The organism is Fructilactobacillus sp. X8R1C1 (assembly GCF_059900945.1).
The window spans coordinates 158,986-175,323 of record NZ_JBWXVH010000005.1; the positions used below are offsets into that span (position 1 = coordinate 158,986).

The following is a 16,338-nucleotide window of genomic DNA, read 5'->3' on the forward strand; positions in this document are numbered from 1 at the left end:
TTACAAGGCAAAAATCGTGCATTAACGTCCGTTGACATGTTTGTTAGAATTAGAGTATGAATGGAGTTTTAGAGATGAAGAAGATTTTATTATTAGGAAATACTCCGGCCGAACAAATGGTCTTTAACTATTTTAATAGAAGTAATAAATTTCAGGTTTTTGAGATTACCGCGGGCGATTTTACTAAGGAACGGACGTATCAGGGACACTTAAAGGATGTTGATATCGTGGTTTCTTTTCTGGGACCGATGGACGTCGATTTGGACATGGAAGCGTTGTTTTCCGTGATTTATTCGCACCGCCTTCAACTAGAACGAGTTATTTTTCTTTCGGTAGCAGGTATTGACAAAGAAGTTGACGGGGAACTGGATTATCCCGGGGTTGAAGATGTTTCCGAATTTTTAAAGCAGCAGCAGTATGCCATAAAAGTAATTGATGAATCAGAAATTCCATACACCGTTTTTCGCCTGGTTAACGTAGTTAATACCAAACACAACGATGGTCATACGATTGAAGAAGGAAAGTCCGTTCCGGTTGGAGACGTTTCACATGAAACGGTTGCACATTTTGTAATTGACGCAATCGTGAACGAGAAATTTATCAATCAGTCACAAGCACTCATTGAGGAGCGTTCAGAAAGGAAAGCATAATGGCACTACAATTTGTTTTAGGCAAAGCCAGTAACGATCATTTTAAAAAAGTGGTCGGCGATCTTGATCAGTCCATGCAGCAACATCCAAATGATGCTTATTTTTATTTGGTACCGAATCACATCAAGTTTGAGTCCGAACTAGGGACGCTGAAACAATTGAATCATAAGCAGCAGAACACGTTTGCTGAGACACGGGTCCAGGTCTTTTCCTTTTCACGATTGATGTGGTATTTTCTTGGCAACAGTAAGGAGTATCAACTACCTCGGCTTTCAAAAGATGCCATTAACATGATAATTTTCCAGATTATTGAAAATCAACAAGAGCAATTATCCGTATTTAAGGGTGAAGGAGCCCAACCAGGTTTTATTTCGCAGGTGGCTGATCAGATTAACGAACTGCAGCAGGGTAAGATTGACCCCGATACGCTGGATAAGATTGCTGATCTTGATCCTGGAACGATTAATCCCGAATTACAGGGGAAACTGAAAGACATTAGCGTGATTTATCGCGAATTCTTGAAAAAAACGGACGGAAAATACGTCTATAGCTCACAGACTTTGACAATGTTAAACCAGTACCTACTGAACACCGACCTGTCCCAGATGCATTTTTACATCAGTGGTTTCTCCCAATTTTCCGCTTCGGAATTAGACATCGTCAAAACGTTGATTGATAAGGCCAAAGACATCACAATTGACCTCAACTTGGACCGTTCGTATCCAAATGAAATGCCCGATAACTCGGCCTTCTTTTTGCGTTCGGGAAGACTGTACAACCAGCTATACCAGTACGCTAAGGCAAGCGGGGTCAAAATCATGACTGATCAGTACGCGGGCGACTGTCGTTGTAGTGACGGCATTAAGGAACTGGAAGACTACTGGATTTCAAGTAGTCAGGTGGGCTCCCCAATTTCGCCGAACACGAATGGCAACTCGGACATCGAACTTTTTCGGGCTGATTCTAATTATGACGAGTTGATGAACATTGCGACCATGATTCGTCAGATGGTTGCTACGGGCCGTTTTCGTTACTCCGATTTCATGGTAGTGACTAGACATCTAGACAAGTATCAAAACGTTATTGATCCCATTTTTCAGATGCAACAAATTCCGTATTTCGTGGACATTCAGAAACACATGGACAATCATCCCTTAGTGGAACTAATCGACGCGTTGTTTTCCACCTATCGTACCGATCGGAAACGGAACTACCGCTATGACGATGTGATGCGATTACTAAAATCAGAATTACTGTTGCCAAAGGATAAAGACGGAAAGCCGATGAACATTGACCGTTACCGCCGCTGTCTTTCGTTGTGTGAAAATTTAGTCCTAAAAAATGGCTACGAAGGAAAACGCTGGACTCAGGACGAAGACTGGGAGTACGCCACTGTTTCTGATAATGATACGGGGATTGTGTCAAATCGAAATAAGGAAATCTCCACTGACATCAACGTCATTCGCCACTTTGTAAAAGAAACGTTACCACCATTTTATAAGAAAATGGCGAAGGCCAAGACGGGGAAAGATGCTGCCAACCTGCTGTACCAATTTTTGGATGAAAATGGTGTAATTAATGAACTAAAACACTGGCAGGATCATGCCACTGAACGTGGTGACCTACAGGAAGCTGGTCAGTCGGAACAAGTTTGGAACACACTGTGCGGTTTACTGGACGACTTTGTTACTTTTTTGGGTGATCATCCCTTTGAAATGGACACCTTCCTGGACCTCTTAAAGGCTGGTTTTGAAGGGGCTTCATACTCCCAGATTCCATCAACCTTGGATCAGGTCACAATCTCTGAAACCGGACTAGTCCAATTGAACGATAAAAAAGTGACCTTTGTAATGGGAGCTGACGACAATAGCATGCCAGCCACGATTGAGAACAATAGTCTTTTTAACGACGCCGATCGTGACCAGATGAATGATCACTTTACTGATGACCAGTATTTAAATGACAACAGTGAGACCCAGATGGTCAACGAACCCTACTTAAATTATTTAGCCTTCATGACGCCATCTGATAAATTGGTCTTTTCGTACAACTTGGGTGGCGGAAAGGAAGATGTGAACCAGTCCATCTCACCGTACGTCGCCAGAATTAGGGATCATTTTAACCTAAAGGAGCAACATGTAAGTGGGACACCAGCATCGGATTCTAATGATGTTCGGCAGTTCATTGGTTCCAAGCGTGCCACCCTGAAGTTTTTGGTCAAAGCCGCACTCGATGCGAAGGTTAGTGGTAAAAAATTGAGTCCAGCTTGGAATCAGATTAAAACGAACCTTGAAAATGACCCAACGATGCGGACCATCACGCAGAAGTTACTTGGTAGTCTGAAGTATGAGAACGTGCCAGCTTCTTTGAAGCCACAAATTGTGACGGGGCTGTACGGGAACACGATTAATACCTCCATTTCTAAGCTAGAAGAATTCTACTATGATCCGTACGAATACTTTTTGAAGTATGGCTTACGACTAAGAGAACGAGACGAGTTTAATCTTGACCCCAGCAGTACGGGAACGTTCTACCACGAGTCCCTTGATGAGTTGGTCAAGAAGATTAATGCCAAACACATTGACATTACTAAGTTAACCAACGAACAGATTAAAAACATGGTAACTGAAATCACTGATACCATTATTGAAAACGACCCGAACCTGCAGTACGAAATCCTGAAGAGTTCCAACCGGATGGAGTACATTGCTAGGCAGTTAGTCCAAACCGTGATTCAGATGGCGACGGCACTTAGAGACCAGTCCCACTACACCAAGATGCGACCGAAAAACACCGAGGTCATCTTTGGTGAACCCGGAAAACCGAATGGCATTGACGGTCTGAACTTTGATTTAGGCAGTCAACACTCGGTAAACGTACGGGGTCGAATCGACCGGATTGACCAGATGTTCATTGATGGGACTGAGTATCTTGGGGTGGTCGACTATAAATCTGGTGAAAAGAAGATTGATTTATCGGAAGCCTATGACGGAACGCGGATGCAGATGATGACTTACCTTGATGCGGTGCTACAAAATCAGGACAAGCTGTCTACTACTGACAAGGTGAAGTTAGCGGGAGCGCTTTACATGCACATCTTTGACCCGATTTTGAAGCCGCAGGACGTCAAGAATTTTGATGATCCGAAGCAGCTGGAAGCTGCATTGATGAAGGCTCATAAGTACACGGGCCTCTTGGTTAATAACGACGGTATGTTAAAAGACATGGTCAATAACGTTGACGATGCCGGTAATATTTATCCATATCAGTTTACCAGTAAGGGTGATTTATACAGTAATGCGGTCAAGACCAGCATTGTTGAACCACGTGACTTGGACCTTCTACTGAAACGGACTGAGGATCGGATTAAGAATGCCGGTAAGCAGATTTTTGCCGGAAACATTAAATTGGAACCGTCTCAGTATAAAGACCAATCCAAGATTATTTATTCTCCCTATAAACCGGTGATGCAGTTTGACCCATTATTAACTGAAAATAATTATCGCATTGTTAAGGACATGGGGAACAACAAGGACGTGATTGACTTCTTAAGAAAGGAGGCACGTGATAATGGCGAACAATAGTATGAATTTTACCCCCGAACAAGAAAAAGCTATTACGGAAAAGTTCCCGGGGAATGCGCTAGTGTCGGCCTCGGCTGGCTCGGGAAAAACCCGAGTGCTGGTTCAACGAGTCCTAAATAAGGTCGAACACGGCGTTGACGTCGATCATCTATTGATTGTGACGTTCACGAAGGCCGCTGCTAAGGAGATGCAGGACCGCATTAAAAAAGGTCTCCAGGATCAAATTAATCAGATCAGTGACAATGCACAAAAACGAAACTTGGTCAAACAAATTCGGAAGTTGTCAGTGGCCCACATTTCAACGATGGATGCTTTTTGTCAGTGGTTGGTCCAGAAGTACTACTACGCCATTGACCTAGATCCCAACTTTCGGATTTTGGCCGACCGAACGGAGCTGGAGATGCTCCGGGATACCGTTTGGGAAGACGTGCGCGAAGACCTGTACGGAGACGATGAGGATGGGTCATTTGCCAGATTAACCCGCAATTTTTCAAGTGATCGGGGTGACGACGGTTTAACCGACGTGGTTCTGGGACTTTATGATTTCGCAAACGTTGATCGAGATCCAGTGGCGTGGTTAGATAAGCTTTCAGGTTTGTACCAGATGGACGGTAGTATAACTCGGAGTGCGTTTTACCAGAAGTACCTCCTCCCAGAACTTCAAAACAAAATGAAGCAGGCTCTTAGTTTACTTGAACAGTCCCGTCAGGAATTTTTAAACGGTGCCATGTCTGATCGGGCCGATTTGGTTGAATCCGACATTAAAAAGTTGAATCAGATTTACGATCGGTTGAAAACGGCGGACTGGGATGCCCTCTATGATGTATTTCATGATTTTAAACTGGGAACCATGTCTCGGAAAAAGGTGGATGATTCCCAAAAAGAATTCAAGAAACGAGCCATGGAACTGCGTAAAAATGCTGATGATACGATCAAAAAGAACCTTACCAATCGGTACTTTTTTGCCAAACAAGCTGACAATCTGGATGTGATTCATCATTCTGAAACCATCGTTAACAAGTTAGTGGACGTCGTTAAGACGTTTTCGACGCGCTATGCTGAAGTCAAAAAACAAAAGCACGCCTACGAATTTATTGATATTGAACACTTTGCGTTAAACATTTTAACTGGGAACAGCAAGGACAGTCCTGAAATTCAACATCAGTTTCAGAACTACTTTAATGAAATCATGGTTGATGAGTATCAGGATAATAATCGTCTTCAAGACGCCATTTTAAACGCCATGAAGAATCCGAAACATGAGAACATGTTTATGGTAGGAGACGTCAAGCAGTCGATTTATCGTTTCCGGTTGGCGGATCCTGGGATGTTTCTGGAAAAACTAGACGATTATCAAGAATCCGATAATCCGGATACGGCGGTTGTTTTGGCTGATAATTTCCGTTCGGCCAAAAACGTCGATGACTTTACCAACTTAGTCTTTTCTCAAATCATGGATCGGGGTCTTGGTGAAATGAACTATACCGGCAACGCCAAGTTGAAGTACGGGGCCACTTACTACGGTGACGACGTTCAATCAAACGCCAATATCATGATGTACGTTGATGATTCAGACCATGATGACGACGATCTGACCCTTGAACCAGACAGTAGTTCTGAAGGTCAGGTTAAAATGGTCGCCGATCAAATCCAGGACTTAATGAAAAAGAAGATACAGATCTACGACAAGGCCACGCACGAGATGCGTGACATTCGTTACGGTGATATTGCCATCTTGGAACCAACCCGTAAGAACAATTTAGATATTTCCAAGGAATTTGCCCAAAAACAGATCCCACTTTCAATTGATGGTGGCGAGAGCTACTTTAAAACCACTGAAGTTCAGATTATGATGTCACTCTTACAGATTATTGATAATCCTTATCAAGATATTCCGCTCGCGGCTGTCCTGCGTTCGCCAATCGTGGGAATGGATGAAAATGAGATGGCTTATCTGCGAATTAACCATAAGACTGGTGACTATTTCACGTCGCTTCTTGATTTCTACCACAACTATCCGACACAGGAACCAACCGAATTCGGTAATTTGGTTTCCAAAAAAGTGCAGTTGTTCTTGGACCAACTGAATGATTTTAAGGACTTTGCGACAAAGCATGAGCTTTCGGACTTGATCTGGCACATTTACAGTGTGACGGGTTTCTTGGACTACGTTGGTGGGATGCCAGCTGGAAAGAAGCGCCAGGCTAACCTGCACGCTTTGTACGAACGGGCCGCTGAATACGAAAAGAGTAGTTTTAAGGGCTTGTTTGCCTTCGTGCAGTTTGTCAAACGACTGCAGGACAAGGACGACGATTTAGCGGAGGCCCCTGCAGAAGTTGAGACCGACTCGGTCCACGTCATGACGATTCACGGTAGTAAAGGGCTGGAATTTCCGGTGGTCTTTTTGATGGACGCTACCAAACAGTTCAATAACTCTGACAGCCGGGGAAACTACATTTTCAATAATAAATTGGGAATTGGGGTTAAATACTTAGATCAAAAAAAGCATGAACTGTTGCCTAGTCTACAGTACGTGGCCATTAATGATCTAGAGTACAACAGTATGCTAGCCGAAGAGATGCGGCAGTTGTACGTTGCACTGACCCGGGCTGAGCAACAACTCTACATCACTGGGATTGTTAAGAATAAGAAGTCGGTTGAAGATGAGACCAAGAAGTGGGAACGCGCTTATCAGAGTTCAGACCTGGTTTTAAATCAGTCCACGAGAAGTAGTGCGAATAACTTTATGGACTGGATTGGGGCGGCCCTTGCTCGTCACCCAAACTACTATCAGGACCGTGGAAAAGTTGACGCCACCCACGTTTTGGCGAAGGATCCGACGAACTTTAAGGTCGAATTTGTGACGGCAAAGGATTTGAAGCAACCTGGGACGACCGAAACAAAGTCGGCCACAGAGGAACAGGAATTTCCAGCTGATCAAATTGATCAATCACAAATTAAGCAGATTATGGGGTTCAAATATCCATACAAAGCAGCTACTACCACCACTGCCTATCAGTCCGTTTCGGAAATCAAACGATTGTTTGATGATCCGGACAACATTCAGCTGGGAAGTGTCGCCGAAAGTCGTAACATGATTTTAAGGCGAACGCGATACAATAACTCAACGTTTATGCAGCCGCAGTTCATGCAATCAGTCGGACAACCCAACTCGATGGAGATTGGAACGGCAACGCATTTGATTTTGCAGAAGATTAACGTCAAAGAACCAGTTAATCACGAGACGGTTTCAGAACTCTTGGCGCAGCTGATTAATGATAAGTTAATTACGCCGGAGGTTGCCAAAAAGGTCAACGTTGATTCGGTTGTCGAGTTTTATCAAAGTGACCTAGGCAAACTAATTAAGGCTCATCCCGATCAACTTCATCGGGAAGTTCCGTTTTCACTGCTGGTTTCAGCCGACCAAATCTTCTCTGAATTTGAAAACGATTCAAAACAAAAGTTGTTGGTCCACGGAATTATTGATGGTTATCTTGATTTAGACGATGGACCCGTTCTGTTTGATTACAAGACCGATTTCGTTAATCCGAAGAAGCCGGATGAAAGTGTCAAGAAGATCATTGACCAGTATCGTGGTCAGGTAAATATCTATGGGATTGCTTTATCAGATATCTTGGGCAAACTGGTTAAAGACGAATATTTATACCTGCTATCAAATAATACTTTGCAGCGGGTTAGAGCTAAGAAGTAAATAATAAGAACGTCAGTCAAAAATGATTGGCGTTTTTATTTTCATAGAAAACGAATAATATTAGCTAACCAACTTAATTGATTCAAAGAAAAACGAATGATAGAATTTGTGGTAACTTAATGATTTGCCTAATGTAATTCAGAATTTTAGTAATTGAGGAGGCGTTCGAATTATTCGTTGTGAAGGATTCTTTCAGTGGTATACTTGAAATAAGTTGCAAATACGACCATCAGACAGTAAACCAAACCAGTCGTTAATAATTGGAGGATAAAATGGAGCGAAATAAGAAATATGCATTTGAGTCAATCCCAATTTCCGAACGAGACATGAATTATTGGGATATGTTTGCCACGTGGTTCGGAGCGAACGCTAACAACGGAACCTGGTTCATTGGTGGCGTGATTGCCGCCGCTGGTTTCTTTGGCGGAATTAGTTCCGCCGTCATTGCTTCGGCAATTGCCTTCGCGTTTTTGAGCATGGTGGGCTACATGGGATATCAAACGGGGGCATCGACCACGATCTTGTCCAGAGCTCCCTTTGGAATTCGGGGAAGTGTCGTGCCATCAGTCATTAATCTGACGCTTTTTATGGGGTGGACGGCCGTTAACACGTTTATCGCCGCTACTTCCCTTGCGTATCTGTTCCACAGTATGTTTGGCTGGGCGTTGTTTGGTCAACCCGGCGGCTACTTTGGGATTATTGTTGGAATTATCATCATGAGCATTCTGCACTTACTTAGTATCATCGCTGGTCCCAAATCCGTTCAAATTATCGAACGAATTGGAGTGATTTTGGTAATTATTTTTGTGATTATCGAAGTCATCGTGGTTTTTCGTGACGTTTCGTTTTCACAGATTGCCAAGTATCAAGTTCCAATGAAAGCCCGGATGCCGTTTGGGGTCGCCCTCGATACGATTGCCGCAGCTGCCCTTGGTTGGGTAGTTGGTGGAGCTGACTTTACTCGGTTCACTTCCAGTAAACGCATTGCCACCCAGGCTCCATATGTCGGTGCCATTCTTGGGATGGTCAGTTTTGTCATCATCGGTCTGTGCACGACGCTAAGTGTTGCCTTGACGTCCGGGGTCTTCAATCCTAATAACTCCGATCCTAGTACGGTTGCTAATAAATTGGGACTAGGAGTTATTGCGATGGTTGTCATTGTTTTGACCAGTATGACTGCCAACGCCGTCAACATTCAGTCTGGTGGCTCCGCCCTAAATAACTTGATTCCTAAGATTAGTTTGAATAAATCACTGTTCATCGTTACCATCTTGTCCATGATTTTGACACTGGTTCCTTTGATTAACGGTAGTTTCCTTGATGCCTTTACCGCATTTCTGAACTATACTGGGATGTTTCTTGGTCCAATCATTGCCATCTTGGTGGTTGATTACTTTGGCTTGTCAGATGGGAAATACGATTTAAAAGCCTTAGAAACTCCCGCCGGAAAGTATTGGTACAAAAATGGAATTAACTGGTTTGCGATGTTATGTATCGCCATCGGGGTGGTATTGTACATTGCGTTAAACATGTTGCCAATTATTAAAGCAACGGTTGGTGCCACCTTCATTTCCATGATTGTGATTGCCATTATCTACTATGTCGGTAGTAAGTTAATGAGAAAAGCGTAATTAAATAACAAACTAAAAAAGCATCAAATCATTATGTAATGATTTGATGCTTTTTTAGTTTTTATCAATGAATTGTTCATTTACGAAGCGATGATATTCTGGAACTCGATTCATTAATTCTTCGTGGTTTCCAAAGCCTAATATTTTGTGACGGTCTAGAAAGTATATTTTATCGGCATTTATAATGGTTGAAAGTCTGTGTGCAATGGCAATAATTGTTTTGCCGGTCATCATCTTATCAATTTCATGTGTTACTAATTGTTCAGAATCAGAGTCCAGACTAGAAGTTGCTTCATCAAGAATTAGGAATTTAGGATGTTTTAAATATGCTCTAGCAATTTGTAATCGTTGTCTTTGTCCTCCAGATAATTTAAGTCCTTGTTCACCAATGATTGTTTTTATTCCATCTGGTAATGATGATACACAATTTTCTAAATCAGCAATTTTAATTGCTGTTGATATTTCTGATTTGCTTGGGATATTTACTAAACCAAGAACTAAGTTATCATAAAATGTTCCAGAAAAAATAGTGTTATCTTGAGTTACTACTCCAAAAAGCGAACGCCATTGCGAAATAGAAAAATTAGAAGCGTCATTGTCATCAAACAAGAGTTTTCCATATTGGATTGGATAAAGTCTTGTTAATAAATTGATAATAGTGGTTTTCCCAGCGCCTGAGGGACCAACGATTGCAATTTTATCACCAGGAGTAAAATCCATTGAAACATTACTTAGTACTAGGTGATTTTCATAAGAAAAAGATACATTTTTTAATTTAATAACTGAATTTTTTGAAGTGTTTTTAATAACAGGATTTTTATAGTTATTTTCTGGACTTAACTGTAAGATTCTAGTAATTTGTTTTGTTGCTCCCTTTGCTTGCTTGTAGCTTGCATAGAAATCAGCTATGACATTAATTGGTCCAATTACTTGGAATAGATACATTAGAAAAGCGACTAGGGTTCCAATGGAAAGAGTTCCAGCTGATACCCGAACACCACCGTACCAAATGATTATAATAATCAATAAAAGTCCAAACATGGTTTGAATTGGACCTGTTATAGCAAAAATTGCATTCATTTTTAGTGATAAATGATAAAGAGCATTTACGTCTTTTTTGAATTTATTTTGGATACTATGTTCTGCGTTATTTAATTTAACCGCTCGAATGTTTCTAAGACTTTCAGAACTGGTTTCATTCATTTGAGCTAGTTTCTCTTGAGATTTAATTGAAACCTTCTCATCAATTATTCCAATTGGGATGGTAACCATCGCGTCTAGTGGAAATGCAATTAAGATAAGTAAAGATAGTTTCCAATCAAGTGAAAATAAAATTGCAAATGTTCCCACCACAGTAATTATTCCACTAATTGAAGAGGGGATTATTTCAGTAGTAAAGTTTTGAATTATTGAGGCATCATTAATAACTCTACTAGAAAGTTTTCCACTTAATTGGTTATCAAAATAGGTAGTTGGTAAATAAAGAAGATGATCTTGAATACGAGTGCGAATATTTGCAATTTGTTTGGCTCCTGAACGACTAAGCAAATATCCACTAATTGCTGTAAAAATGGCACTAAAAATTAGCAAGGCCAAAATTCCAATAATTGTCCACGTATTATTTTTTTGACTGAGTAACGATTTAATGTTGATAGCCTTACCAATTAATAGGGGAATAAATAAAGAAACTATTGTTCCAATCAGACTTAAACCGAGTCCAACGAAGAAGCCGGCATCTAGTTTAATGAAATTAATTTTTGTCTTTTTCATTATTTTCCTACTTTTAATTTATTTAAGAATTAATCATAATAAATGATTTTATACGATGACATTAATTTAATTTTGATTAGGAAAGAAACAGTTGATTTAAGACAGATTTAGGCACTGGCATCCATTTCCAAGCGTTATTATCTTTAATGCCTTGTAAGACAGTCATTAGACCAGCATTTCCAGTAAACAAATCATTTGAAAAACGATATCCATATGTTCCGGGTGACATAATATTATTATTAGAATCTACAAGCAGATAGTTTTCTAATGACTGGACTAATTTATCGATGTCGGATAATTTGTTTTTATTATCAATTCCTATAAGGATAATTCCACTGATCCCTCTGGTTAGTCCAGATGAGTATGTGCAGTAAGTTTGGAGATTTTTAGTGAATTGTTCTTGAAGGTTTAAATATTTTTCGTTTTGAAATTCATGTAAGCGCCTAATAAATTGGCTCAATACTAATCCGACACCAGCTCCTCCTTCTCCTAGATATGGAAGTATTCTGGGAAAACCAATTGAATTATCCAAAATCTCTGCAGATTGTGAGTCGGAAATTTCAATGTTTTTATCTAGTTCAAAATTCAACATATCTTTGGCATTTTTCAGAGTTTCTTTGTTTTTTGTTACATCAAATAGTAGTAATAAAAATAAACTCGCGCCTGACCATCCATTCATTAATCCATAAGGAATGGTATCTTCATCATCTGGTTGAGTTCCCGAACCATTTATAAATAATGTATTTAAGCGGATCGCGATTAATTTACTCATTTCTAAAAATTTATTATTATTATTTTTTTTAAAGAAGGCTAGTAAACTTAAACCAATTCCGCTTAATCCAGAGTAAAGAGTGTAATCTGTTTCTTTTAAAATTCTATTTTTTTGATCAAGTATAAATTCAAGAAATTGGTTTGAATGTTCCTGTAAGTTTAAATCATCTAAAATAGACGCGATTCCTGAAATACCATTAAATAGTCCAAGACTGGTGTCTTCATTGAAGTGGCTAATAAGATTTTTGCTGCTATTATTAGCCCAATTGATTTCTTTTGTTAACTTTGTATTACTCCGATTTAATGCCATTAGTATTCCAAAACCACCATTAGCGATGTTAACTTTTCCAAGCTTGTCAATAAATTGTCTAATGTCACCACCTGAAAAACTATCATTTTGATTTGATGAATATTCAATTATTCCGGTTTTTAACCCATTGATGAGTTTGTCTACTGCTTTTATATTGATTTCAAATTTTGGGACGTCGAAAATGTTCTTTAATTTTGGAATGAAATTTTTACAATCCTTTTCTGTATTTTGTAATATATCAAGTGCTTTTTCTCCAAAATAATCTGTTATCCATTTATTTTGATTTTCTTCAATTTTTAAAGACAAATCAGAAACGAACTCAATCGGTAGTAACAAAAATCTTGAGATCCTCATGTAAGCAAACCAATCAGCACTTTTAAAGTCACTAATTTTAGAATTAACGTATCCCATAGTTTGTAGTTCTGGATGATATTCATTTGAGAGGAGGATAGCAGTCTCAAAATCGATTAGTTTAATGTTATTGTTAGGAGTAACCATAATATTATTTGGATTTAAGTCACCAATAGCAAAACCAGCCTGATGAACTTCTGTGATTGCCACTTTTAATTGTTTGATTAATTGATCTATAAGTTTTAAATATTCATTTCGATTCTTTTCGTATGAGAAAGGAAAGTTTTCTGGAATGAAATCGGATAATGAATTTCCAGGAACAAATTCTTCAATCAAGTAATTATTTTCCCATATCTCAAAATAATCATAGACCTTAACTGTTCTGTTAATCCCATTTAATTTTTTTAGGGTATTGTATTCATTCTTTACACGGAAAAAACCATCATTCCCTTGTGCATCAATTCCAGACTGTTTTCGTCCCTCCTTCATTACATAATTTTTACCATCTTTTGTGACTTGATAGACGCCGCCACCATTACTAAAGTGAATTGCGGAAATAACCTCATAGCGTTTGAATTTAGTTAAATCAATTTTGGAATATTCAATCGTTTGTATTTTATCCATTTTTTTAATTTCTTTTGGTTCAGAAATAAATGAGGGAACGTTATAGTATGGAACCCTTAAGTCTGGCACTAACTCTCCATTTGGATTTTTGATTCCCATGATCGTTTTTCCATCATGTACCATTGGCATTCCAATAAATCCCCCATACCTAAAGAAGATGTTGGAATTGTACCACTGTTTATCGTTTAAAATATATGCACCCTTGGGGATGTCATTGGTTAGGTCAGTTAGGGGACTTAATAGTTGAATAAATTGATCTTCATCTTTGGGGTAAATTGTTATGAATTTTCCACATGCAGATCGATCACCATATTTTGAATTTTTCATAATTAATTCTTTTTTGGTAGGAACAAATTTAAAAGAAATGTTATTTTCTATCAAATACGGTGTGATTTGGTCCAATGTTTTTTGCGCGTAATCAATGGGAGATGTTACATGAATTTTCCACCCTTGGTTTGGCAGTTGTCTATTTTTATTGATAAAATAATTCCAATTTTTATCGATATGATGATTCCATTTATCCTTGTCGTGAATAGTAACTTTATAAATTAAACTGTTTGTTTCGGCTGTGGTGGGTTGATAAAATAATGATCCTTTTTTTAAATAATCTAAATATCTTAAATCCATAACTACATCCTTTAAGTTTAAAATAAAAAGAGAGTCCTATTAGGGCTCTCTTATCTCTTGCATATAAGAATACTAACGTCACTGTTAATTGTGCATCCAACGCTCAGATGAGAACCCTTACGTCCTTTTCGGCGCTTTTTTCTTAATGCTACATTATCAAGTTGTTGTAATTGCAGAATAGGTTTCATGAAATGCTCCTATAGTATTATTTGCACATAATACTAATATTGCTGTTGTTGCCACATCCCATAACACTAATATGAGAATCTTTTTTCCCGCCAACAAGCTTCTTGGCATTTTTACCCACAGTCTTTTGGAGGTCTAGCAAAGTTTTCATAATAAATACACCTATTGTTAAATTACTGACAGAAGACACTTACATTGCTTCGAACATCACATTGAACACTGATATTACTTCGTACTCCGTTATGGTGATGACGACGCTTCTTCTTTAACTCCACGTTTGGTTGTGCTTGTAAATTAAGCAAGTACTTCATATTAAATCTTCCTTTCTTGTGAGAGGTTTAATTACCATAATTAATATAAATTAAACGATATAGAAAGTCAACAATTCTTTTAAAGTTATAAAAATTGTTTTTTATAGTTGTGTAATTACACTGAAAATTCATTTGAGTATTCGATATTTGACTTATGTAGATTTAATTAAAATATTGTTTAAAGCTTTATCAAGATTATTATTTGTATTAAAAAAGCATCAAATCATTACATAATGATTTGATGCTTTTCCTTTTAACTAAACGTCTAACTTAGTTTCACTATCTTTTTTGGTACTTGCTTTAGTTGTTTTTTTAGTAGTGGCCTTATCGTCAGTTGACTTGGATTTTGCATCTTTGTCACTGTCATCGTCCTTTGATTCTTCATCATTAGCGATGCCATAGGCTTCTCTGACCTTGTTCTTGATTTCTTCGACCATCTCGGGTTTGTCACGCAGGTTGGCCACGGTTTTGTTTAGACCTTGTCCCAGTCGTTCTTCACCGTATGAGTACCATGATCCAGATTTGTCGACGATGTCTTTGTCAACGGCTAGGTTGACCATGTCGGCAATTGGTTCAATACCCTTTCCAAAACTCATCAAAGTATCAACGGTCTTGAATGGGGGAGCCACCTTGTTCTTTACGACTTTAATCTTGGTTTCTCGGCCAACGACGTCTTGACCTTCTTTTGATTGCTTACCAGAACTAACACGGAGTCGCACACTTGAGTAGAACTTAAGGGCCCGACCACCAGGAGTTGTTTCTGGGTTACCGAACATCACACCAACTTTTTCTCTTAGTTGGTTAATGAAGATAACGACGGTGTTGGTCTTGTTAATGCTAGAAGCTAGTTTTCTGAGTGCCTGTGACATTAGACGAGCTTGCAAACCAACGTGAGAATCACCAATGTCACCCTCAATTTCAGACTTCGGAACTAAGGCGGCTACCGAGTCGACAACGATTAAGTCGATGGCACCGGATTGTACCAATGCATCGGCAATTTGTAGTCCTTCTTCACCGGTTCCTGGTTGTGATAACAAGAGATTATCAATGTTAACTCCCAGGCTGTGAGCGTATTCCGGATCCATCGCGTTTTCGGCATCGATGTATGCGGCCGTTCCGCCAGCTTGTTGTAAAGCAGCAACGGTCTGAAGAGCAATCGTGGTTTTACCAGATGATTCGGCACCAAAGATTTCAACGACTCGGCCACGAGGGAAGCCCCCAATGCCAAGGGCGATATCTAAGGATAAAATGCCGGTTGAAATGGAATCAACGTTTTGGTTAGGGGACTCACCCATCCGCATGATAGCACCGGTCCCAAATTCTTTTTTGATCTTGCTAAGTGCTTTATCGAGCTCGATTTGACGCCCGTCGACACTGTTTTTAGAATTTGCCATAAAATTCCTTTCTTTTTACATATTACATAATTGCGAACATACGTTTGGCTATTTAATATAATCAATTGTACACTAATAATTACGTAATTTCCAATTAAATTAAATCAATTAATTAGATTCGTTTATTAACGTAATAGGGCGAAGTTTGATCGTTATTTTTAGTATCTGATTGAGCGTTATCCGAAAGGAAAATATCGAATGATTTTTTGTCTTTTCCATGAACTACTACGACGTTTTTGGCCTCCACTTGTTTGTCACGGTAAAGTTGAGCAGAACGAACTGCATCATTATAGTCGTGAAAGTTTCCAAGTGAGTCGCCGGGATTGAAAAATACTGTTTCTGGCATAGTAATTACCACCTTTCTTCTACTATATTGTACCAGATTACGACCTTAATTATCTATTCGCAGGCTGACGT

The 16,338-nt window shown here is 39.3% G+C and carries 11 protein-coding genes; 4 read left to right on the forward strand and 7 right to left on the reverse strand.

Annotated elements, in window-relative coordinates; genetic code table 11:
- The first annotated feature begins 56 nt into the window (after positions 1-56).
- The 4 genes from AC6UD1_RS06110 (at position 57) to AC6UD1_RS06125 (ending at position 9,577) form a co-directional block, all read left to right on the forward strand.
- Complete coding sequence (locus AC6UD1_RS06110) at positions 57-650, forward strand: NAD(P)H-binding protein (RefSeq protein WP_500707559.1); 594 nt, start codon at positions 57-59, stop codon at positions 648-650.
- Complete coding sequence (locus tag AC6UD1_RS06115; RefSeq protein WP_500707560.1) at positions 650-4,234, forward strand: PD-(D/E)XK nuclease family protein; 3,585 nt, start codon at positions 650-652, stop codon at positions 4,232-4,234. Before AC6UD1_RS06110 ends, AC6UD1_RS06115 begins: the two co-directional genes overlap by 1 nt.
- Positions 4,221-7,946 carry a helicase-exonuclease AddAB subunit AddA gene (addA, locus tag AC6UD1_RS06120; RefSeq protein WP_500707561.1) on the forward strand — a complete coding sequence of 1,242 codons (3,726 nt, stop codon included), beginning with the start codon at positions 4,221-4,223 and terminating at the stop codon, positions 7,944-7,946. Before AC6UD1_RS06115 ends, addA begins: the two co-directional genes overlap by 14 nt.
- A gap of 272 nt (positions 7,947-8,218) precedes the next feature.
- Positions 8,219-9,577, forward strand: coding sequence for a cytosine permease (locus AC6UD1_RS06125; RefSeq protein WP_500694263.1), 1,359 nt, complete (start codon positions 8,219-8,221; stop codon positions 9,575-9,577).
- Between the two features lie 54 nt (positions 9,578-9,631).
- Here the strand turns inward: AC6UD1_RS06125 and AC6UD1_RS06130 are convergent, their stop codons facing one another.
- From AC6UD1_RS06130 to AC6UD1_RS06160, 7 genes are all read right to left on the reverse strand, one after another.
- Positions 9,632-11,347, reverse strand: a complete 1,716-nt coding sequence (locus AC6UD1_RS06130; protein ID WP_500694264.1) for an ABC transporter ATP-binding protein — start codon at positions 11,345-11,347, stop codon at positions 9,632-9,634.
- 76 nt (positions 11,348-11,423) lie between these two features.
- Positions 11,424-14,030, reverse strand: coding sequence for a class III lanthionine synthetase LanKC (gene lanKC / locus AC6UD1_RS06135; RefSeq protein WP_500707562.1), 2,607 nt, complete (start codon positions 14,028-14,030; stop codon positions 11,424-11,426).
- 50 nt (positions 14,031-14,080) lie between these two features.
- Entirely contained in the window at positions 14,081-14,218 is a 138-nt protein-coding gene (locus tag AC6UD1_RS06140; RefSeq protein WP_500694266.1) for a class III lanthipeptide, read from the reverse strand.
- Between the two features lie 17 nt (positions 14,219-14,235).
- The gene (locus tag AC6UD1_RS06145; RefSeq protein WP_500694267.1) at positions 14,236-14,367 is read right to left on the reverse strand and encodes a class III lanthipeptide; all 132 of its coding nucleotides are present in this window, start codon (positions 14,365-14,367) and stop codon (positions 14,236-14,238) included.
- A 22-nt stretch (positions 14,368-14,389) separates the two neighbouring features.
- Positions 14,390-14,527, reverse strand: a complete 138-nt coding sequence (locus AC6UD1_RS06150; protein WP_500707563.1) for a hypothetical protein — start codon at positions 14,525-14,527, stop codon at positions 14,390-14,392.
- A 257-nt stretch (positions 14,528-14,784) separates the two neighbouring features.
- Positions 14,785-15,921: a recombinase RecA gene (recA, locus tag AC6UD1_RS06155; protein WP_500707564.1), complete on the reverse strand. Its 1,137-nt coding sequence runs from the start codon at positions 15,919-15,921 to the stop codon at positions 14,785-14,787.
- 112 nt (positions 15,922-16,033) lie between these two features.
- Complete coding sequence (locus AC6UD1_RS06160) at positions 16,034-16,267, reverse strand: hypothetical protein (protein WP_500707565.1); 234 nt, start codon at positions 16,265-16,267, stop codon at positions 16,034-16,036.
- Positions 16,268-16,338 lie beyond the last annotated feature (71 nt).